The 22,255-nt window shown below is 38.9% G+C and carries 20 protein-coding genes; 6 read left to right on the top strand and 14 right to left on the bottom strand.

From position 1 onward, the window contains the following. The first annotated feature begins 370 nt into the window (after nucleotides 1-370). Nucleotides 371-2,272 (top strand): molecular chaperone DnaK, encoded by a 1,902-nt coding sequence (gene dnaK / locus FW768_RS09460; RefSeq protein ID WP_153394827.1) that lies wholly within the window; start codon nucleotides 371-373, stop codon nucleotides 2,270-2,272. Between the two features lie 73 nt (nucleotides 2,273-2,345). On the opposite strand, the gene FW768_RS09455 is transcribed toward dnaK, so the two are convergent. Continuing rightward, nucleotides 2,346-2,714 carry a hypothetical protein gene (locus FW768_RS09455; protein ID WP_153394825.1) on the bottom strand — a complete coding sequence of 123 codons (369 nt, stop codon included), beginning with the start codon at nucleotides 2,712-2,714 and terminating at the stop codon, nucleotides 2,346-2,348. Between the two features lie 138 nt (nucleotides 2,715-2,852). On the opposite strand from FW768_RS09455, the gene FW768_RS09450 reads away from it, so the two are divergent. Beyond that, the gene (locus FW768_RS09450; RefSeq protein ID WP_153394823.1) at nucleotides 2,853-3,818 is read left to right on the top strand and encodes a hypothetical protein; all 966 of its coding nucleotides are present in this window, start codon (nucleotides 2,853-2,855) and stop codon (nucleotides 3,816-3,818) included. An 81-nt stretch (nucleotides 3,819-3,899) separates the two neighbouring features. Here FW768_RS09450 and FW768_RS09445 read toward each other — a convergent pair whose 3' ends face one another. The 5 genes from FW768_RS09445 to FW768_RS09425 form a co-directional block, all read right to left on the bottom strand. Then, on the bottom strand, nucleotides 3,900-5,516 hold the full coding sequence (locus FW768_RS09445) for a RagB/SusD family nutrient uptake outer membrane protein (protein ID WP_185151961.1): 1,617 nt from the start codon (nucleotides 5,514-5,516) through the stop codon (nucleotides 3,900-3,902). Nucleotides 5,517-5,520: 4 nt separating this feature from the next. Beyond that, the gene (locus FW768_RS09440) at nucleotides 5,521-8,511 is read right to left on the bottom strand and encodes a SusC/RagA family TonB-linked outer membrane protein (protein WP_153394820.1); all 2,991 of its coding nucleotides are present in this window, start codon (nucleotides 8,509-8,511) and stop codon (nucleotides 5,521-5,523) included. Between the two features lie 83 nt (nucleotides 8,512-8,594). Next, a complete protein-coding gene (locus FW768_RS09435; RefSeq protein WP_153394818.1) occupies nucleotides 8,595-9,416 on the bottom strand; it encodes a FecR family protein in 822 nt (273 codons plus the stop codon). Nucleotides 9,417-9,520: 104 nt separating this feature from the next. Further along, nucleotides 9,521-10,786 (bottom strand): histidine-type phosphatase, encoded by a 1,266-nt coding sequence (locus FW768_RS09430; RefSeq protein WP_153394816.1) that lies wholly within the window; start codon nucleotides 10,784-10,786, stop codon nucleotides 9,521-9,523. Between the two features lie 82 nt (nucleotides 10,787-10,868). Then, nucleotides 10,869-11,384 carry an RNA polymerase sigma factor gene (locus FW768_RS09425; protein WP_153394814.1) on the bottom strand — a complete coding sequence of 172 codons (516 nt, stop codon included), beginning with the start codon at nucleotides 11,382-11,384 and terminating at the stop codon, nucleotides 10,869-10,871. A gap of 220 nt (nucleotides 11,385-11,604) precedes the next feature. On the opposite strand from FW768_RS09425, the gene FW768_RS09420 reads away from it, so the two are divergent. Together FW768_RS09420 and FW768_RS09415 are read left to right on the top strand one after the other, a co-directional pair. Further along, nucleotides 11,605-12,744 (top strand): TlpA disulfide reductase family protein, encoded by a 1,140-nt coding sequence (locus tag FW768_RS09420; protein WP_153394812.1) that lies wholly within the window; start codon nucleotides 11,605-11,607, stop codon nucleotides 12,742-12,744. Nucleotides 12,745-12,780: 36 nt separating this feature from the next. Beyond that, the gene (locus tag FW768_RS09415; RefSeq protein ID WP_153394810.1) at nucleotides 12,781-13,470 is read left to right on the top strand and encodes a hypothetical protein; all 690 of its coding nucleotides are present in this window, start codon (nucleotides 12,781-12,783) and stop codon (nucleotides 13,468-13,470) included. A gap of 289 nt (nucleotides 13,471-13,759) precedes the next feature. Here the strand turns inward: FW768_RS09415 and FW768_RS09410 are convergent, their stop codons facing one another. From FW768_RS09410 to FW768_RS23515, 4 genes are all read right to left on the bottom strand, one after another. Beyond that, nucleotides 13,760-14,155: a DUF7674 family protein gene (locus FW768_RS09410; protein WP_153394809.1), complete on the bottom strand. Its 396-nt coding sequence runs from the start codon at nucleotides 14,153-14,155 to the stop codon at nucleotides 13,760-13,762. Between the two features lie 50 nt (nucleotides 14,156-14,205). After that, nucleotides 14,206-14,337: a hypothetical protein gene (locus FW768_RS23840; RefSeq protein WP_262486735.1), complete on the bottom strand. Its 132-nt coding sequence runs from the start codon at nucleotides 14,335-14,337 to the stop codon at nucleotides 14,206-14,208. Nucleotides 14,338-14,418: 81 nt separating this feature from the next. Next, entirely contained in the window at nucleotides 14,419-14,775 is a 357-nt protein-coding gene (locus FW768_RS09405) for a DUF7674 family protein (RefSeq protein WP_153394807.1), read from the bottom strand. A gap of 4 nt (nucleotides 14,776-14,779) precedes the next feature. Further along, entirely contained in the window at nucleotides 14,780-14,941 is a 162-nt protein-coding gene (locus FW768_RS23515) for a hypothetical protein (protein WP_185151960.1), read from the bottom strand. Between the two features lie 250 nt (nucleotides 14,942-15,191). Between FW768_RS23515 and FW768_RS09400 the strand changes: the two genes are divergently transcribed. Continuing rightward, nucleotides 15,192-16,205: a nucleoid-associated protein gene (locus FW768_RS09400; RefSeq protein ID WP_153394805.1), complete on the top strand. Its 1,014-nt coding sequence runs from the start codon at nucleotides 15,192-15,194 to the stop codon at nucleotides 16,203-16,205. A 343-nt stretch (nucleotides 16,206-16,548) separates the two neighbouring features. Beyond that, the gene (locus FW768_RS09395; RefSeq protein ID WP_153394803.1) at nucleotides 16,549-17,322 is read left to right on the top strand and encodes a cyclase family protein; all 774 of its coding nucleotides are present in this window, start codon (nucleotides 16,549-16,551) and stop codon (nucleotides 17,320-17,322) included. A 128-nt stretch (nucleotides 17,323-17,450) separates the two neighbouring features. Here the strand turns inward: FW768_RS09395 and FW768_RS09390 are convergent, their stop codons facing one another. From FW768_RS09390 to FW768_RS09375, 4 genes are read right to left on the bottom strand one after another with little or no spacing between them, the layout of a single operon-like run. Beyond that, nucleotides 17,451-18,200 carry a succinate dehydrogenase/fumarate reductase iron-sulfur subunit gene (locus FW768_RS09390; RefSeq protein ID WP_153394801.1) on the bottom strand — a complete coding sequence of 250 codons (750 nt, stop codon included), beginning with the start codon at nucleotides 18,198-18,200 and terminating at the stop codon, nucleotides 17,451-17,453. Nucleotides 18,201-18,212: 12 nt separating this feature from the next. Beyond that, complete coding sequence (locus FW768_RS09385) at nucleotides 18,213-20,129, bottom strand: fumarate reductase/succinate dehydrogenase flavoprotein subunit (protein WP_153394799.1); 1,917 nt, start codon at nucleotides 20,127-20,129, stop codon at nucleotides 18,213-18,215. A 12-nt stretch (nucleotides 20,130-20,141) separates the two neighbouring features. Continuing rightward, complete coding sequence (locus FW768_RS09380; protein WP_153394797.1) at nucleotides 20,142-20,798, bottom strand: succinate dehydrogenase cytochrome b subunit; 657 nt, start codon at nucleotides 20,796-20,798, stop codon at nucleotides 20,142-20,144. Nucleotides 20,799-20,814: 16 nt separating this feature from the next. Continuing rightward, entirely contained in the window at nucleotides 20,815-22,245 is a 1,431-nt protein-coding gene (locus tag FW768_RS09375) for an anion permease (protein WP_153394795.1), read from the bottom strand. Nucleotides 22,246-22,255: the final 10 nt, after the last annotated feature.

Raw genomic sequence — 22,255 nt, 5'->3', positions numbered from 1 at the left:
TTTTTATGCAATCATAAGTGTCTGTTTTGTAAATGTATTTCTATGAAACGACAAAACTTGTCGTGTTTTTTTCTGAAAAAAATATTTTTTAATTAATAATAGAATATAGATCAGGAAATTTTGTTGAAATTGACTGAATCTGCATAATAAATATATTAAAGAAAGATTATTCTCTGATTATATAGGGAAAGAAAGACAGATGTTGTAAAAAATAAAATGAAAATATTTCCAGTATTAATTCAAATAAACCCCGATTGTATCGGGGTTTTATTTTTATTGTGTCATTTTGTCATATTTTTTTGAATGGTATGGATATTGAGAAATTGAGAGTGTAAATTAAAAAATAAAAATTAGAAAAATTAAAAATATTATGAGTAAAATAATTGGAATTGACCTAGGAACAACCAACTCTTGTGTTGCTGTAATGGAGGGTAAAGACCCTGTTGTTATTCCTAATGCTGAAGGTAAAAGAACAACACCTTCTATCGTAGCATTTACAGAAGATGGTGAAAGAAAAGTAGGAGATCCTGCCAAAAGACAGGCTGTAACGAATCCAAAGAAAACTGTATACTCTATCAAAAGATTTATCGGAACTCATTTTAAAGAAGATGCTAAGGAAATTTCAAGAGTACCTTACGAAGTAGTAGCAGGACCGAATGATACCGTAAAAGTAAAAATTGACGACAGAGAATATACTCCACAGGAAATTTCTGCAATGACTCTTCAGAAAATGAAGAAAACGGCTGAAGATTATCTTGGACAGGAAGTAACGAGAGCGGTAATCACTGTTCCAGCTTACTTTAATGATGCACAGAGACAGGCTACTAAAGAAGCTGGTGAAATCGCTGGTCTTAAAGTAGAAAGAATCATCAACGAACCTACAGCTGCAGCGTTAGCTTACGGTCTTGATAAAAACCATAAAGATCAGAAAATCGCGGTATATGACCTTGGAGGTGGTACTTTTGATATCTCTATCCTTGATTTAGGAGACGGTGTATTTGAAGTATTGTCTACAAACGGTGATACTCACCTTGGAGGTGACGACTTTGATGATGTGATCATCAACTGGATGGCTGATGAGTTCAAAGCTGAAGAAGGAGTAGATTTAAAAACTGATGCCATTGCTCTTCAAAGATTGAAAGAAGCGGCTGAAAAAGCAAAAATCGAATTGTCTTCTTCTCCACAGACTGAGATCAACCTTCCTTATATCACAGCTACAGCTACAGGTCCTAAACACTTAGTGAAGACTTTAACTAAAGCTAAATTCGAGCAATTATCTGCAGATCTTGTAAGAAGATCTATGGAGCCGGTTGCTAAAGCATTAAAAGATGCAGGTTTATCTACTTCAGATATCGACGAAGTAATCCTGGTAGGAGGTTCTACAAGAATCCCGATCATTCAGGAAGAAGTTGAAAAATTCTTCGGTAAAAAACCTTCTAAAGGAGTGAACCCGGATGAGGTTGTAGCAATTGGTGCAGCTATTCAGGGTGGTGTATTAACAGGTGATGTAAAAGACGTATTACTTCTTGACGTTACCCCGCTTTCTTTAGGTATCGAAACAATGGGATCTGTATTCACTAAATTAATTGAAGCGAATACTACCATTCCAACGAAGAAATCTGAAGTATTCTCTACTGCTTCTGACAACCAGCCGGCAGTAAGCATCAGAGTAGGACAGGGAGAAAGATCCATGTTCAACGATAACAAAGAAATTGGTAGATTTGATCTTACAGATATCCCGCCAGCACCAAGAGGAGTTCCTCAGATTGAAGTAACTTTCGATATTGATGCTAACGGTATCCTAAGCGTATCAGCTAAAGATAAAGGAACAGGTAAAGAGCAGACGATTAAAATTCAGGCGTCTTCAGGTCTTTCTGACGAAGAAATTGAAAGAATGAAGAAAGAAGCTCAGGAAAACTCTGCAGCTGATGCTAAGAAGAAAGAAGAAGTTGAGATCTTCAATAAAGCTGACGGATTGATCTTCCAGACTGAAAAGCAATTGAAAGAATTCGGTGAAAAACTTTCTGCTGACAAAAAAGCAGCTATTGAAGCAGCTCACGCAGAATTGAAAACAGCTTTCGAAGCTAAAAATGCTGACGACGTAAAAGCTAAAACTGAAGCGTTAGATGCAGCTTGGATGGCCGCTTCTGAAGAATTGTACGCAGCTGGTCAACAGCCAGGTGCTGATGCGGGTGCAGGAGCTCAAAACCCTGGAGGTAACAATGCTGGAGGTGAGGATGTACAAGATGCAGACTTCGAAGAGGTGAAATAATGATTGATTAAAATCAATTTACAATAAATAGCAAACCGCCGTATAAATGAGTTATACGGCGGTTTTTTGTATTTTATTGTTCTTCAAGAACCCCGATAGCATAAGGAACTTTACTTTCTTTTTGTTCAAAAATATAAAACCTGTAAGCGGTTGGAGACACTTCATCTTTCACTAAAGAAATAAAGCTGGTTGGAATGCATTTATCTAATCCCTCTTCAATTACTTCCTTGAATAGGATTTTTTTAGCTTCTTCCTTAATCAGAACCCATTTACCGGAGCATCCCAGTATTGGATAAGAAACGGAAACATTCTGTTTTGAGGAGAGATCAACCTGAATAGCCCAGGATTCATTTTCATCCTTTTGAAATCCTACACCCGTAAGCTGCTGGGAAAATGATAAAGAGGAAAATAATAAAGCTGAAAGTAAAATAATTTTATTCATAGCGTAAAATATTTGATTGATTCCGCGAATGTATGGCATTTTTTTTAATATCTAAATTGGATATAAATAACTATAATGATTATGAGTCTTAAAAAACCATTTTCAACTTTTTTTCCCGATCTTTATCAAAATATTGATATGATGAAATTGAATTTTAGCAGAATGCTTGCAGGTTTGATGATGTTTTACTGTACTCTGATCTACGCTCAGAAAAATGCTGAAAATATCGACGGGGTTTATAAGGCTAAAGGGGCCGCTTTTGTCATCAACAAAAACAAAACCTTTCTGGTCATGGCTTACGGAACACTGATAAAAGGAACTTGGAGTATTGAAAAAGATCATCTTTATTTAAAACCCCAAAATCCGGATGCCAAATTTTATGTCTATGCAAGGAAAAACCCTTCTATTAAAGCAGGAATGCGCATCAGTTTCATGGGAGATGGTATCGGTAATGGAATTGTAGTAGGTGAGTTTCCCAATAAAATGCAGCCGCTTTTTAATGAAAATGCCAATTGTTTTGACTATCCTAATGTTCATGTTTTCAAAGAAAAACCTACAGCCATTACATTACTGGAAGAGCAAAACAATGAGAATGGACGAGGTGTTGATATACCGAAGCTGATGTACAGTTTCCCAACAGAAGATTATAATGACTTTATCGTTCAGCATATGCAGGACAGTCTGTACCACAATGATTTTATTTTTAAAATAACAAAAAATGGTTTATCTGATCCGGATGATGATTCAGGAAAGCCTTTCAAAAAATCTACAATCAAAGAAGCATTTCCTAATGAAGAAGAACTGAAATTTATAGAAGGGGCTTTCAACCGGGCTTTTGCTGCAGATTATAAATTAGTCAACAACGCTTATAATACCCATGATGATATGGACAGGGAAATTAGTCTGGAAAGCTATAAGTATGACAAAGTAAAAAATGTATATGTAAATCCGTCTGTCCCGGCAAAACAACTGAACTATAACAGTAAAGATTACCATAACAATGATGTTCTGATGAAATTTGACAGAATCGCAGGAACTTCACAGCCACAGACAACCGTGAAAAAGCTACCCAATCCTGTATTTACGGCTAATTGTGACAGATAAATTTAGTCCAGTACAGAATAATTTCTACAAAAAAAGACACCCGGATAACCAGGTGTCTTTATTATGAAATGTTAATGTGTATTAATAACCGTCGTTCTGTTTCAGATTTGGGTTGGCGGTAATATCAGCGGAAGGCAGCGGGAAGATGTTATACTTTTCTGCAATTCCTTTTCCTGTCTGGGTATTTCCTTTCCAGCTCCAGGTATAATCAGCTCCGGTAAACTTATTGAAACGGATCAGGTCAGTTCTTCTGACAAGCTCCCATGAAAGTTCTCTTGATCTTTCATCCAGAATAAAATTCAGGTTCAGGTCAGATGAGGTAATCGCTCCGTTTCCGTTGTTATAGGCTCTGTTTCTTACTATGTTCACGTAATTAAGGGCAGTAGAAGTATTTCCTGTTCTTAAATAGGCTTCAGCTGCTGTCAGGTAAGCTTCAGAAAGACGGAACATCGGGAAATCGGTGTCTACATAGGCCGCATCAGAACCTGCAGTTCCGGTTTTGGTAACGTTTCTCCATTTGGTAAAAGCATACCCGTCTTGGAAGGTTCCGGGAAGAGCAGCAATATCTTTTTTGTGACCAATATTAAAGAACAATGCTCTGCTGTCATTTTTAGTGAAAGCATTAGGATCTGAAGTACTGAAATTTTGATCTGCTGCCTGAAACTTGTTGACAAATTCCGGACGAACACGGATATTTCCCCATCCTCCGGCAATACCCATATTCAGGTAAGTAAGCATGGTTCCTCCGGTTTGTGCCAGTACAAAGAACGTTGTTCCTCCATAGGTTTTGGAGTGGATACCATCCATATTCAGGGACCAGATGATCTCAGGAGATGTATTATTATCTGCCAGGAAGTTGTAAAGATATTTCGGTGAAAGGCTGTAGTGGCTTCCAATCACTTTTTCCGAATATTCAGCAGCTTTTGTCCATTGAGGAGAACCTGTATACACCTGGGCATTCAGGTAAAGTCTTGACAAAAGGAAATCAGCAGCGGTTTTGTCCACTCTCCCGTATTCATTGGATGTGGGAAGGGTGGTTTCAATTTCTTTAAGTTCATTTTCAACATAAGCATACAGATCCGTTCTGGAAATCTGTTTAGGCAGAAACTGGGGATCCAGTTTATCAGCATCGGTTACAAAAGGGACTTTTCCATAGGTATCCAGAAGAACCCAGTAAGAGTAAGCTCTCAGGAAACGGGCTTCAGCACGGAAATAGTTCACCTGCTGTTTAAAATCCGGATCAGTGTGGCCTCTTTCCGCAAGTTTGCTTTCGGTAGTCTGTCTTAAAAACTCATTGGTATATCCGATGATCTGGTACAATCTTGCGTAATATCCGTTCAAAATAGCCGTATTGGGATCCCAGGTATTGGTGGCAAGCTGTCTTAGACCGTTGGTTTGTGAACCCATAATCGCTTCATCGGTTGTAAGGATCTGGATATAAAATGCAAGACGGATGAATGAACTGTAGCCTTCATCAAAATTACCCATATCTGGATCTCCGGTAGGACCTTCCTGCCCGCTCAGGCATAATGCAGCATAACATTTGGCAAGAACACCTTTGTAATTTGCAGGATTGGAGTAGATCTGCTCCCCGGTTACCATATTAGGATCAATAGGAGCGGTGTCTAAGTCATTAACACATGAGCCTGCTGTAAAAAGAAGGAGTATAAACGGTAGTATATATAAACGTTTCATCATGATATTATTTAAAGTTAACATTAAGCCCGAAAAGGAACGAGCGTGGTCTTGAATAGATATTATTGTCAATTCCCAGATAGACTTCAGGATCCAGTCCGCTGTATTTGGTGATGACGAATACGTTCTGCATGGATAAATTCACTCCCAGATCAAACTTGTTGCTGATGTTTTTAAAATTGTGTCCCAAAGTGATATTGTCCATCCTGAAGAACGATGCTTTTTCAAGGAAGAAGTCCGAGTAGAGCTGCAGGTTGTCAAATCCCTGTTCTGCTGTATAGCTCAAAAGATTGCTGTACGTTCCGTTTCCTGAATAAGCTTTTGTTTTATAATCCTTAGATTTCACATTGTTGTAAACATAATTTCCAAAATTAGCATGACCGTTGAATCCTAAATACCAGTTTTTATAGCTTACTTTTGAGGAAATACCAAGGTAAGACTTCGGCATCGGGCTCTTATCTTTTACAAGGCCACCTTTATACTTTCCTTCAATGGGTTTTCCGTTGGCATCATATTCCTGCTGATACAGATAAAACGTGTAAGGAGAGTATCCGATTGAATGAACCTGGATGGTTCCTGCGGTAGCCCCCGAAACGTTCCCGATATTCACTCCATAATCAGGACTGTCCACTAGGGTAAGTTTAGTGATCTCTGATTTATTGAAAGAAAGATTCATATCCAGATTCCACTGCCAGTTATCCGTTTTTACAGGAATGGTATTTAAAGTAAGCTCAACCCCTTTATTCTCCATTGAGCCGATGTTGGTATAGATCATATTGGTAAGATTGGAACCTGCAGCCACAGAAATTTTGTTCAGAAGGTCATCCGTTGTTCTTTTATAGACTTCCACCGTTCCGGAAACCCTGTTTTTGAGGATTCCGAAATCTAGACCGATGTTGTAGGTAGAGGTGGTTTCCCATTTCAGATTGGGATCGTAACCATTTGGACGAATCGTCTGGTAAAACTGGTTCCCAAACTGATACATCGCATTGGACTGGCTGAAAGTGTAGGTCTGCATCCATTCATAATCACCACCAATATCCTGCTGGCCGGTCTTTCCGTAGCTTAATCTCAGTTTTAAATCAGAGAAAATATTCTTGTCTTTCAGGAAACTTTCTTCATTGATCTTCCATGCAAAAGCGGCCGAAGGGAAGAGCCCCCAATGATTTTCTTTAGAAAAACGGGAAGAACCGTCATTCCTTAGTGTCGCTGTGAAAAGATAACGGTCTTTGAAGCTGTAATTCAGACGTCCATAAAACGAAACCAGATAATACTCAGATTTGGTAACAATATCCCGGTAAATTTTGGATCCCGTAAGATTCGTCTGGTTGTCATCATAGCTTTTCCAGAATTTCTGCCAGGAATAACCTCCCATCACATTAATTTTATGGCTTCCGATACTTTTGTTATAATCGGCATAAAGATCCAGCTGAAGGTTTTTCTTTTTCTGGGTATACGCTTCTATAAGCCCCTGACCATCATTTCCGATAGAAGTCCATGAAAGCGGGGAATTGTCCGGAACAAATACGTCCCCGTCACTTTTCAGCATATCAAAACCCGCGTTGACGTTCAGTTTTAAATCTTCAAATCCATGAATTTTGTAATCCATCTGGATATTACCGATGTGACGGATCACTTTAGATTCATCTTTTCGCAGATCAAGAACAGAAACAGGATTCGCTCCGGCCTGAGTGATCGGTTTCCCTGAAGCATCTGTCCAGATAAAATAGCCTAATCCATATGGAGAAGAATTGCTGTACACAGGACGGGTAGGGTCAAAAGACGCTGCACCACTTGCCGGATTGGAAATAAAATCATTATTCTCAATACTTGGCTTATAATTCAGGTTAACGTTCAGGTGTTTATTGAAGAAAGAAGGATTCAGGGCAAGGCTCATATTCATTCTTTCATAGGCATTTTTACGGATAATCCCTTCCTGATTGGTATAGCCTAAAGATAAACGATATGGAATTTCTTTAACAGCACCCGTCATACTGAAATTCTGATCATTACTCACCGCGGTACGGTAGATTTCATCCTGCCAATTAGTGTTGGAAGCACCAAGGCCATTAATAATTGTACTGTTGCCTGCATATTGATTTTTGATGAAGCTTCTGTATTCATCAGCGCTCAGAACATCCAGCATTTTGGGATTGTAGCTCACCTTGGTGTTTGATGAATACTGATATCTGGTCTTTTTACTTCCTTTTTTGGTGGTAATAATGATCACTCCGTTGGAAGCACGGGAACCGTAGATGGCTGTGGAAGAAGCATCTTTAAGAACGGTATAGCTTTCTATATCATTCGGATTGATCATTCCCAGGATGTTGCTGGAACCTGAAGTCGAGGAATTATCGATGGCAATTCCATCAATAACGATCAACGGGTCATTACTGGCCGAAAGGGAAGAACCTCCTCTGATTCTGATGGTAGAGCCGGCACCGGGAGCTCCTCCGGGAGAAATGATATTCACCCCGGCAGCTTTTCCTGCCAGTGCATCCTGTGCAGAAACTGGGCTTCCGTTGTTTTCACTGTCAATTTTTACCGTAGTCAGTGAACCTGTGGCATCCGATTTCTTTACCTTTCCGTATCCGATGATGACTACTTCATCAATTTTTTTCTCCTTTATAGCCAAAGTATCGGACGCAGAAAAGTTTTCTGAATTTTGAGCGATTGCCTTTCGGGCCGCTGTTTTGCGGAGAATAACTGTATTGTTCTTTATTTCGTATTCCAGCGGATAATGTTTCTTAAGGTAAGTAAGAGACTGCTCCAGAGATGAGTAATTGATGTTGCTCTCATCAATAAGAACATCCCTGAAATCTGAACTGGAATACAGGAACTGAACTTTTGATGTTTTGCTGAGTTTGTCAAGAACTTTGGAAATGGGTACCCGGTTTACTTTTTGCTGAGTAGCCGGAGAGGTCCTGTTTTGCCCGTAATGAAGAGCAGGTGTCCCGATTGAAACCAGTAAAACAATGGATATTATTGTTTTTTTCATAAATTTGGGAGTTAAACTTAATTAGACTTTCGCGAGTTTAAGAGTTAATCCGGCATCGATAACGCCAATTATCGGTGCTTTTTTTATTGTAATTCTATTTCTTTATCTGATATTTTTACCGTTTTAAGGTTGAAAGGATAGCATACGGCAGATAAAACTTCATCCAGATTTCCGGAGAAAGAGCCTCTTATCTTTTTGGTTTCATATTCTTTCGGATAACGGATTTTTATATGATATACCTGTTCCAGTTCCGAGATAATCGTTCCGAAATTATCGTCCTCAAAAGAAAAATCCCGTTTAGAATCAGCAGCATAATAGGTCTGCTTTTTATTTTCAGCTTTCTGATTCCAGCTTTCATTAGGCAGTAAATAGGTGGTCTTTCCATGATGGCTGATCATTACTTTTCCTTCAAACAATTCCACTTTCTGGCTGCCGGTTGTCTGATCCAGGAAAAATTTCGTTCCTAAAACCTGAACTTCAAAATCTTTAGCATTAATACGGAATGGTCTGGCTTTATCCTTGGCAATATCAAAAGTAGCCTTACCGATAAAAGTGATTTTTCTGTCTTCTTTACCAAATTCATTGGAAAGAACAAGCGTACTGTGAGGTTCCAGCACAATATGGCTCCCATCCGGCAGATGGATTGTTTTGGTATAATCAGAGCTGGAATAGTATTGTGTTTTGACCGTTTCTTTAGATACAGGAGACGGGTTATTCCACGTCATGAAGATTCCGATGAGTACAGCTGCAGCGGCGGCAGTCCAGTATAATTTTCTGTAATTATTTCTACGGGATTTTAATTTACGCTCAATACCTGCCCTGATACGAGCATCCGTAAGGTTATCGATCTTCTGGTTTTCCCTGGAGGTTTCTTCCCAGTTATGTCTGAAATTTTGGTCTTCCATAATAGTCTTATTTAGTATTACGCGGAAATCTTAAATCGTCAACCTGAAAAATTAATTTTGAGAATATTATTTTTTAAAACACTGATATTCAATTTGATAATTTTTTATAGAGACTTAGTAAGTGTTTCCAGATACGTTCTCACATCCTGCCAATGATAATATGGAAAGCTGTCAGTCTGAACCGGAATATGCACTTCCTTTTCATTATGAAGCAGTTTTATCAGAATATCATCTTTTTTATTTCTGTAGAATATCATTTGTAAATTGGCGGCCATTGGAGCTGCCTGAAAAGTATTCCAGACTTTATAAACATTTTTGGGATCTGCTTCCTCTCTGTTCATTCCCTCAATATTCAGGAAAGCTAGCAGTGGAATAATGTTCCCATCATGGCCAAATCGTAAAGAAGCTCCTTTTTTATTGTTTTTAATATAATCATCAGCTTCAGCAAGGATATTTTTAACCAATGGAGCGGCATTGTTCTTTACCAGGCCTTTGCTCAATGGTGAAGGGCCGTCATTCACATACGTCTGATAATTGACGCTTTGGTAAATATTGAAAATTTCGTCTTTGGTGAACAGGTCATAAAAAGAAATATCAGTTTCCAGATTCTGCATGTCACTCGCTATCCAGTAAAATGCTTCCATTACCTTTTCAGGATTTATATTTTTATAGATATAGTCCTCATTATTGAAGAGATTTTTGATGAATCTTCCGGTCTGGAAATGATCCTGTCTGAATTTTCTCTTTTCCTCCTGCCAGAAATTATCTCCTGCACGAAAATCAATAGATTCTTTCGTATGATGATTAAGATATTTCATATACTTATCCGAAGATTCCATGGTGAGGTTCACTTTAGGATTGTAGGCCATAATTTCATTGGAGAAATAAGCCATGCTGAGAATACATCTCGGTACCACCGTGGATTTGGCGGTCACAATGGCATTGCCTTCAAAAGCCTGCGGATTATTTTTGATCATTCTCTGTGAAATCTGCTTATGCTGTAATGCGCCGAGTTCGGTAAGATCTCCGTTGTGTCCTTCAGCCTGTATCCAGATCTTTTCAAGCCTTTGAAGAGCTGATTTTCCGGTTTCCGTTAATGCATTATTGGTTGCTGCTTTTTTCAGGATACCCATTACCCCGGAAAAATCTTTTTCATTGATCAGCCATCTGGAACCATGCCTGCCGTAATGACTGATGTAAAACGGCTGATATCCGGAAGGAACTGCCGTCAATTTTTGAGTAGGAGTAGGGTAGGCCAGATAAACTCCGCCTGTGTTTCTCAGATCGGAAGTGATCTCTTCTTTAGTAGTTTGTGCATTATAGAAAACAGCAGCTGAAAGTAAAAAAAGAAAGGATAACGTTTTTCTCATGATGAATTATTTTTCGGATTCTTCAAGCGGCAAAAAAATTGCCTGCTGTATAGTATTACGCAGAAATCCGGAATCGTCAACCCTAAAAAAACTTTTTTATGAGAATTAATAACGAAAAAAAGAAATGGAGGTGAGTTTTGATGAGGTTCAGTACCTTATTCACGTGCTTGGCAACAGCGTTTTTAGAAATGCTGTGTTCTTCGGCAATCTGGGAATAGCTCTGTCCTTCAATTTTATGTTTCAGGAAGAATGATTTGCTTTTATCAGGAACCTGATCCAGTAAATTTTTAATCTGTTCCAGATGTTTTCCGGATTCCTCCTCATCATATTCTTCTTTTTCGGTATCCGGAACAGATGCTTCGTTGAGGTCGGTAAAAGAAAGCTTATTTTTTCTGTAAAAATTGGCAATTTCCTGCTTGGCTGTTTTGTAAACAATGGCATCTGTATTCGTACCTAAAGAATCTCTGTGTTTCCATAAATGAACAAAAATATCCTGAACAATATCCTCAATGTCATCCTGCCCGTGAACATATTTTTTCACGAAAAAAAAGACCTGATGCTTATAGCCGGTATATAATTTTTCAAATAAAGAATCCAAGTTAAAAAACGGTACTTATTTAACAGGTAACGTTTTCAAATATAACAAAAATGACCAAATTTGATTAAAATCGTCTAAAGTATTTAATGATTGTACATTATGGAATGAATATTTTATTTTTTTTGAATTTATTTATGCTGATAATGCTTCCTGGAGTTAAAAGTGAATTAATAACCGGAAAATAACTACATTCGTAGGGTGTAAATCAAAAACTAATTCCATGAAATTTTTACAAACTATTCCTATAGTTTTACGTTTACTGTTCGGGTTTCAATTATTATCTGTTTTCTGTATTGTACTTTCAGTGATTTCATGTGCTCAGAAAGAAAAAGAAACCATTATCCAGGGCAAAATTCCCAATCTGCCAGACGGAATGTTATATATCTATAAAGGCAACCCCTCTCAAAGAATTGATAGCGTAAAAACGAAAGGAGGTAATTTTAAGTTAACCCATCAGTGGAAAGCAGAGGAAGTTCCCAGTTATATTGGGCTGGATCATATAGACCAGAAAGGAGTTTTAAGAGCTTTTAGTTTTCCCACCCATGCAAAATACAGGAACGGAAAATGGGAATCCCAGTTTTTTATGAATGATCCGCAAATCACAATTAATGGTAAATTCAAAGACTTTGTTCCCAAAAATATCAAGCTTTCGGAAAGCTATAAACTGGTAACCGTCCCTGAAATTGCTGCCGGAAAACAGACGGAGGCTCTGTTTAATGTGGATGCTGATCTGTTTGAAGAGATTAAAGAAAGAGCCGCTCAGACGGTGAAGGAAAAAATAATCAAATATCCTTATTCGTTTCATTTATTGAATAAAATCAACGAAAATAAGAACAGCTTTTCTGCACAGCAGGTAGACGATTTTCTGAAATCTTTTAAGGGGGAAATTACACAAAGTAAAATGTATAAGGAACTTCAAACCTATAACAAAAAAAGATTTAACGAAAACAATATTCCTCTTCCTCTGCTTGAAGATCATACCGGAGTAAAAAGAGAAATTGCCGATAAGAGCTACAAAAAACATTTAATCATTTTCTGGGCAAGCTGGTGCGGACCCTGCAGACAGGAAATCCCGATGCTGAAGAAAATCTATTCCTTATACGGACAGGAAATTGAATTGATTTCCGTTTCTATTGATACAGACAAAGCAGCCTGGCAAAAAGCCTTGAAAGAAGAAAAAATGAACTGGAAACAGCTGATCATAAGCAATAACAGTGCTGAGAAGGAAGCTCTTCAAATTCATTTTAGACTCAATCAGGCCATTCCGTATACTGTTCTGGTTGATCATAATCTTAAAATACTATCAGCTTCTACCGGATTATCGGATGAAAAAGAATTAAAAAAGCTGATTGGGAAGTAATTTTCAAAATTGTAATGAAATAAGAAACAAATTATCATGAAAATAGGCAGAACATTATTTTGGTTCAGAGACGGATCTGAACGGATTCAGCATCTTTCCGGACAGTTTTTCGGATTAGGAACGTTATTGAATCGTCTTCTCAATGAAAAATATAATGGAAAAAAGATTCCATTCATCAATCTTGAATTCAATACAGAAAAAACATATGAATTATTTCCTGTAATACCTAAAAATACACCCTATTATTCTGGCGGCGACTTACAGTATTATGGATTGTTTGATCAGGATGAGTTCATGAAACTTAGCTGGTCCGGACAAAGTGTCTTTCTTTGGGAACGCGGATGTCAGTATTTGAAGGATTCGGCTCAACTGATGAAGAATAAAGATTTGACTGAAGCTGTTGATTATGCTTACCACAAAGGACTTGCAATGGAACTTAACCCTGATTTCAGAGTAGTAGATACCGAAATCGTTTTATCAGGACAAAAGATCAGAGCTTCTGTCTGGATTGTTTTTAAAGAAGAGGGAATGTATTCAAAACTTACCCTGGAGCAGGATGGTACTGTTATTTTTGAAAAGAATATAGATCAAACGGCGCATGGAATAGAATTTTTCCTTGAAATCTATAAATCCATAAATCTGGAAGGTGAGAATATGGTAATCAAAGGACGTAAAGATGTTGAATACCTGCCTTTAAAAATTTCATTAGCTGAACTGCGGATATAAAGCTTCCATGCATCAGATTGCCCTCTTTTTTTAGCAGTAGGCTCTTAGTAAAATAATCTCGGTTCGGGATAAGAACTTTTGATTTATAGAGCTTGGAAGCAGGGAGATGGAAGAGGGAGGTTCTGAAGGTCATCAATAATAGATTGCCCTTTTTTTAGCTAATTTGATTTTACAGAGGTTTTCGCTATCTATAACTAAAAGTAACTTCCAGTCTCCTTCTTCCATCTTCCAGCCTCTAAAAAAAACTCCCCTGGTAAAAATACCAGAGGAGTTCTATTGACAAATTAAATTATTTCTTAAAGAATAGTTCATCCTGCTTCTGCTGCTCATTATAAATGATCTGGAAGCTTACCGGCATATATTGGTACAGAAGTTTCCAGTGGGCAATTTTAGCATGCTTTTTAAAGCTTTCAAATGATCTTACGAACAGGTTTTCAATCATCGTTCTTACATAGGAATTCCCATTCTTATAGATCATGTCCATCAGTTTGATATGATGGGCGATGATATTGATTTTCGATTCCTGAAGCAGATTTTTCAGGTAATTGATTGTTGCCTGAATCACCCCTGCAAAATTATCCTGAAGGGATAACTGAGTGATCTCGTTTCGGAGTGGAGGATAGAAAAATTTTAAGTATTCAACAGCTGTTTTTTGATTAATAGTTTGCATTGGTACTTTCATCATAATTAAGATTTTTCAAACACTTATTATTGCAGCGAAATGTATACCAAAATTTACAGACAGGCCGCAAAAATAAAGACCCCGACAATCACTGCGATGTGAGTGAGTAATATCTCGGAATTATGCCTGTTGGTCGTGGTTTTCCATGTTTTCCAATCTGAAATTTTTCTGATTTTGTTTTTCATAATCTATTGATTGTGAGTTGTTTTAATTTTTGTTTAATTTAAACACTTTGTAATGAAACGGATGAAAAATGTAATAAAATGCTATACTCCGTGACTGTAAATTTGTCTGGTATAGCACTTTTGAAGGTCCTGTGAAATGTGACTAAAGATCACATTTCTGTATTCCCCGGTACAGAATGCTGTAAAATTGTCCAGAGAATAGATGAAAATATTTTCAACTGCATTTTTTAATGCGGCATCTCCGTCTGTGTAAATTCTGCTCATCTTCCGGAGGCATTCCGGTATAAGATTCCTGTCATCCTGTCTGATCATGTTTTTGATGCATTCGGTAAAAGTGCGGATAACACTGTGGGAGTTCTGAGGCATAAAACCTGCAAGTTGATTTTCAAAATCAGGAAGAATCTCTGTAATCTCCTGGGCGGCATCTGAATAATTCATATTACTAATGATTTTGTTCTATTAATTTAAGGACTGCACCCATGATGAAAACAGCAAGGAAAGCCATGAAAAGGAGATGGTAAGGTTTCAGCCACTCCGGAGTTTTTGGTCCCCTGCTTTTTAATCTTCTTAGTTTGTCAATCCGGTTTAAAGTCTTTAAGTCCATAGGTTTATGTTTTGAAAACCATGATGCCAACGCTGTACCTTTGAATAGGTTTTTAATGTAATTATTTGATTTTTAATAATATGTGTTGTTTTTGATGAGGTGTTTAATCAGGAAAATACTGTCAAAATGATAAGGTTTTTATCGAAATGAGACGAATGAAAGCTATACACCGTAAATTTTGCTGTCTTCTCATTAGTCTTTTGCTTTTCGCTTCAAACCATCTATCTTTGCAGTCCAAAATATTCAGGACATGTTTTCAAAAATAATAGTACACAGAGTAGGAAATAAAATCAACGGAGATTCGTTAACGCTTTCCCAGGAAGAGCTGAAGCTTGAGGAAGGAATGGCAGAACTGCTGGAAAATTACTTTTTAGGATCTTTTAAATCAGAAGAAACTTTCCACTTTTACAGCGATACCTATTTAGTCAATAACCCGGTTTACAGTGCGGTGTCTGAAATCTTTGAAGACAAAGCCAAATTTCTTTGGGAATCTGAGAATATTGCCAAACATCTTTTCGAGGCAGCGGAAAACCCTAGAGTACAGAGCGGGGAACTGTTCATTGTTTACTTTGAAGAGGAGAGCGACCGTCCGGATAAAGTGGATAAGATCGGAATCTTTAAAACAGAGAAAAGAGAATCTTTCCTGAAAATTAATCCTCTGGAAGAAACTTTCGACATTGAAAAAGACCAGGGAATCGGTCTGTCTAAAATTGATAAGGCTGCCCTGATCTACAATAATCATAAAGATACCGGATATGTACTTTCTGTGGTAGACAACAATAAAAACGGAGATATGTATTACTGGTTTGAAGACTTTCTGAAAGTAAAACAACGTGACGATGAGTATTTCCACACCCAGGAAGCCCTAATGGTCTACAAAGATTATATCACGAAACAGCTTCCGCAGGAATTTGAAGTTTCTAAAGCCGACCAGGCCGATTTCCTTAATAAATCAATTAATTTCTTTAAAGAGAAAGAAGAGTTCAAACTGGACGATTTTGCCAATGAAGTACTGGGTGATGAGCATGTAATTGAAAGTTTTGTCAACTTCAAAACAGATTACGAACAGGATATGCAGATCAATATTGCTGAAGAATTTCCAATCAGTGAAGCTGCAGTAAAAAAAACACAGCGCCATTTCAAAAGCATTATCAAACTGGACAAAAATTTCCACATCTATATCCACGGAGACCGTCAGAAAATAGAAACTGGAGAAGATGACAAAGGGAAATATTATAGACTTTACTTTGATAAAGAAGTATAAGTTAAAATGGAAACCTGTAGTCAGGAAGAATTACATATAATTTGCAGAATTTATTCAATAGAGGCGGACTTTAGTCCGCCTAAATAATGAAACCAATCCATTGGCTTTAGCCTAAACCTATACAGCCCATCTGTAAAACCGCAATAAATAAAAAATCTGCCCAATCCGCGGAATCTGCGAGAGAAAAATACTCACAAAGATCTGTACTATCTGAGAAATTTATGGGAAACTATTACAGCAAACCATAAAGGCAACCGTTGCAGAAAATAGAGCTCTTTCTAATTTCGTATTTTAATTAAAGTTCCAGTCTGTCTTTTTTGTAATTTCGCGATAATATCATACGATGAAAACAACTATAATAGACCTTTCAAAACCCATTCAGTACAACGCAGGTGATCCCTGGTTTATGAGAGTGAAGATCAAACATAAGTCTCATAAAAAATCACATTGGCTGATCCGTCTGGCTTTAAACCTTCCGTTTAAGCTCTTTCCTAAAAACTGGACAGGATGGGCAGATGATAAGATAAAAAACATGGGACTTCATTCAACCACTCATATTGATGCTCCATGGCATTACGGACCCGAAGTGGAAGGAAAACCGGCTAAAACTATTGATCAGATCCCATTGGACTGGTGCTATGGCGATGGAATTGTGATCGACTGCAGCCATAAAGAGGATTTCGTTGCCATTACCGTGGACGATCTTAAAAAAGATCTCGATAAAAACAGAATTACCATTCAGCAGGGCAATATTGTCCTGATCAGAACTGACTGTGATCAACTGATGGGAACTCCGGAGTTTGCCGAAAAAGGAACCGGAATGAGCCGTGAAGCTACCGAATGGTTGATTGATCAGGGAGTCAAAGTAATGGGAATAGACCAATGGGGATGGGATCTTCCTCTAAAATACATGGCCAGAAAAGCAAAAGAAATGAACGATCCCGAATTTTTCTGGGAAGCTCATCGCGTAGGCATCAAAAAAGAATACCTTCATATGGAGCAGCTGACCAATCTTAGTGCATTGCCCCCTTCCGGATTCAAAGTCTGCGTATTTCCGTTAAAAATTGTAGGTGGATCTGCCGCTCCGGCTAGAGTAGTGGCTATGATCAATCCGTAGTTAAAAGATAAAAAAACAAAGGGTAAAACTGCAAATTTATAATCCACAATTTTACCCTTTATCTTTCTCTTAATTAACCTTAACTCTTAGCAGAACCTTAATGGTTCAGATAAATACTATCAGCATGATCATTTTTTCCTGAAAAACAGAGCTCTGCTGTATTCATAATTCATTCTGGCAATATTCAGGACAGAAATTCCCTGTGGACATTCCATTTCGCAGGCTTCCGTATTGGAACAATGTCCAAACATCTCACTGTCCATCTGGGCAACCATATTCATCACACGGTTGTTTCTTTCCTCTTTACCTTGAGGAAGCAATACCATATGCGTGATTTTTGCTGAGGTGAAAAGAGCAGCGCTTCCGTTTTTACAGGTCGCTACACAGGCACCACATCCGATACATGCCGCGGAATCAAAAGCTTCTTCAGCAGTCTGGTGCGTAACCGGAATGGCAGTGGCGTCTGGAGCCTGTCCCGTGTTTACAGACACAAATCCGCCTGAGGAAATAATCCGGTCAAAAGCAGAACGGTCTACCTTCAGATCTTTTTTTACAGGAAAAGCTTCAGCACGAAAAGGTTCAATCAGAATCGTTTCCCCGTCTTTGAAAGAACGTAAATGAAGCTGGCAGGTGGTCGTATTTTTTAAAGGACCGTGGGCGATTCCGTTAATCATCATACCGCACTGTCCACAGATTCCTTCCCGGCAGTCATGATCAAATTCTACAGGTTCATTGCCTTCAGTGATCAGCTTTTCATTTAAAGTATCCAGCATTTCCAGGAAAGACATGTGGGGATTTAATCCTTTAAGGTCGTAGCTGACCAGTTTTCCCTCACTTTGTTTGTCTTTCTGTCTCCATATCTTAAGATGTAAATCCATAATTTTTTGTTTTTATTTGTAGCTTCTTACCGTTGGCTGGATCTCTTCAAAAACCAGCGGTTCTTTAATCAGTTCAGGTTCACTGTTTTCACCTGTCCAGGCCCATGCTGAGATAAACTGGTACTCAGTATCGTTTCTCAGGGCTTCTCCGTCCGGAGTTTGAAATTCTTCCCGGAAATGGGCTCCACAGGATTCATTACGGGTTAAGGCATCATAACACATCAGTTCCCCGATTTCAAAATAATCCGCCACACGGCCGGCTTTTTCCAGCTCACTGTTCATGCTATCTCCCTGTCCGGAAACCCTTACATCCCTGTAAAATTCCTGTTTCAGCTTTCTGATTTTTTCAATGGCGTATTTCAGGCCTGCTTCATTTCGGGCCAGTCCGCAATAATCGTACAGAAGTTTTCCCAATGTTTTATGAAAATAGTCAACCGTTTTGGTTCCGTTAATATTCATAAAATTCTGGATCTGATTTTTAACAGCCTGTTCTGCAGCTTCAAATTCCGGTGTCTCAGAAGAAATTTTTCCGGTGTGAATCTCATCGGCCAGATAGTTGGCAATCGTGTAAGGAGCAATAAAATAACCATCCACAGAAGCCTGAAGAAGAGAGTTGGCACCTAGTCTGTTCGCACCATGATCTGCAAAATTAGCTTCTCCCAGTGCAAAAAGCCCGGGAATAGTAGTCATCAGCTCATAATCTACCCAAAGTCCGCCCATAGAGAAGTGGGCAGAAGGAGAGATCATCATCGGTTCCTTATAGGCGTCATATCCGGTAATTTTAAGATACATATCAAATAAATTTCCGTATTTCTCCATAATCTTGTCCTTTCCCTGTTCCCTTATTGCTTTTGAAAAATCAAGATAAACGGCATTTTTCAAAGGTCCTATCCCGAAGCCTGCATCAATTCTTTCTTTGGCAGCACGGGATGAAATATCTCTAGGGGCTAAATTCCCAAAAGCAGGATATCTGCGTTCCAAATAATAATCTCTTTCATCCTCCGGGATATCATTAGGCTGCCTGTTATCATCTTTTTTCAAAGGAACCCAGATTCTCCCGTCATTACGGAGAGATTCAGACATCAACGTTAATTTAGACTGATAATCTCCGGATTGTGGCAGAGAAGTAGGATGCACCTGAATCCAGCTTGGTGAAGCCATTAATGCTCCTTTTTTGTGGGCTCTCCAGATGGCAGAACCGTTACATCCCATCGCTAAAGTCGACAGATAGTAAATCTTGCCGTAACCTCCCGTTGCTAATATGACAGAATGGGCAGCGTGTCTTTCAATTTCCCCGGTATCTAAATTCCGTACAATAATTCCTCTTGCTTTGCCATCAATAACGACTAAGTCAAGCATTTCATGTCTGGAATACAGTTGTACGCTTCCTTTTCCGACTTGTCTCATCAATGCCTGGTAAGCTCCCAACAGCAATTGCTGTCCGGTTTGTCCTCTCGCATAAAACGTTCTGCTTACCTGTACCCCTCCGAAAGAACGGTTGTTAAGATAACCACCGTACTCCCTTCCGAAAGGAACACCTTGGGCAACAGCCTGATCGATGAGATTCAAAGAACATTCTGCCATACGGTAGACATTGGCTTCACGGGCTCGGAAGTCGCCGCCTTTTAAAGTATCAACGAACATTCTGTAAACACTGTCGCCATCGTTTTTATAGTTTTTAGCTGCGTTTACACCACCTTGTGCTGCAACGGAATGGGCTCTTCTCGGACTGTCCTGAAAACAGAATGCCTTCACATTATAACCCATTTCACCAAGAGATGCAGCCACAGAACTTCCGGCAAGACCAGTTCCCACGACAATGACATCCAGTTTCTTGCGATTGGCAGGGTTAACAAGTTTTGCTTTCTTTTTATAATAAGCCCATTTCTGTTCCAGCGGGCCTTCTGGTATTTTTGAATTTAAAATCATGATTGGTCTGTTTTAGTGAGCAGTAAAAAATACATATACCGGCATCAGGGCAAATCCCAGGCAGATAATAACCGAATAAACTGTTCCTGCTGTCTGAAACCATTTAACAAACTTAGGATGGTACAGACCCAGAGTTCTTGCAGCACTGTAAATTCCGTGGATAAGATGGTAGCAGAGTGCAATCATCGATAACACATAGATGATGACATACCACCATTCCTTGAAAACAGTAACCACCAGAATGTACAGGTCTTTATTTCCATTGGCATCCAATGGTGTATTCCCAAACTTGTACACGTACCAGAAATTCTGAAAATGAATTACCAGGAAAATCAGAACAAAAGTTCCTAAAATTCCCATATTGCGGGAATACCACTTACTGGCTCTTCCCCGGTTTTCAGAACGGTAATTTCCACCGGATTTTTTATTTTTTAAAGTAATGATCAGTCCATCCACGGCATGCAGAATAATACTCACATACAAAACATAGGAAACGATTTTGATCAGGATATTTCCCGACAGAAAATGTGAATAAGCATTGAATTGCAGATGCGCCCGCTCGGCCGGAAGAAAGAGCTGAAGATTTCCAAGAAAATGAATCAGCAGGAAAAAACACAGGAAAAGTCCTGTAAGACACATCAGCATTTTTCTTAACAATGTTGACAGCATATTTTTGATTTAATGATTAATAATATCCTAAAACTTTCATCCACAGACCACCAACGGCCATATAGATAATAAGCAGAACAATTCCTATTTCAAGGCCTCTCAGCCACCAGACTTTAAGGTCTACATAGCCGCTTCCGAAGAATACCGGAGCCGGGCCGTGGCCGTAATGGGTAAGAACCCCGTACACAGATCCCATGAAACCAAGCATCATAGCTAAAAGCATTGGCGGAATTCCCAGAGAAACACCTACGCCTAATAAAGCGGCATACATCGCTGCCACGTGGGCTGTAGCACTGGCAAAAATATAATGGCTGAAAAAATACACCACAATGATCACCGGAAAGGCAACCTGCCAGCTTAATCCGCCGATTTTAACCTTAATCAGGTCACTGAACCAGCCGATGAAGCCTAACTCATTCAAAGAGCTTGCCATCATCACCAAAACGGCAAACCAAACGATGGTATCCCATGCTCCTTTTTCACCTTTTACATCTTCCCAGGTCAGTACTGAAGTGAGTAGCAATAAAGTAAGTCCGATGAATGCTGTTGTGGTAGCATCAATAGAAAGGGATGCACCAAATATCCATAGGGCAAGAAGAATGAAGAAGGCAAGAAGCATCAACCATTCATTTCTGGAGATCGGTCCCATTTCTTTTAATTTCTGAGCCGCCATTTTAGGGGCGTCCCCAGTTTTTTTAAGTTCAGGCGGATATAATTTATATAGAACCAACGGAACCACAAAGAATGCCACCAATCCGGGAAGGAACCCTGCCGCGGCCCACGACATCCAAGTAATGTTAATTCCGAGATTGGCTGCAAATTTCTGACACATCGGGTTACTTGCAGTTCCCGTCAGGAACATGGAAGAGGCGATGAGGTTCATATAATAGCTGTTCAGTGTTAAAAAAGAGCCTAGTTTTCTGTGGGTTTCCGGTTTTTCCGGAACAGAATCAAAGCTGATGGCCATAGATTTCATGATCGGGTAGATGATCCCGCCGCCTCTTGCCGTATTACTCGGAATGGCAGGGGCAAGACATACATCTGCCAATCCCAGTCCGTAAGCTAATCCCAATGAACTTTTCCCAAAAATCCGGATGAACAGGAAGGCAATTCTGTTCCCCAGTCCGGTTTTGATAAATCCCCGGGCAATAAAAAAGGAAATCCCGATCAGCCAGATCACTTTATCTCCAAATCCGGAAAGTGCTTTGGTAATTGATTTTCCGGCATCTCCGGGGGCTACCACCTGTGTTAGGGCTGTAAAGGCTATAGCCATCATACACATGGTTCCCATTGGGGCTGCTTTAAGAATGATTCCTAGGATAGTTGCCGCAAAAATGGCAAAAAGGTGCCAGGCATCCTGGGTAACACCTTCCGGTACAGGAATAAACCATATAATCAATGCAACGATAAACGTTATGGCTACATTTCTGATATTAATTTCTTTCATGATGCTGAAT

Source organism: Chryseobacterium vaccae, assembly GCF_009602705.1.
Lineage (GTDB): Bacteria > Bacteroidota > Bacteroidia > Flavobacteriales > Weeksellaceae > Chryseobacterium > Chryseobacterium vaccae.
Note: the sequence above shows the minus strand (reverse complement) of the source record. Positions and strands in the feature narration are given on the sequence as shown.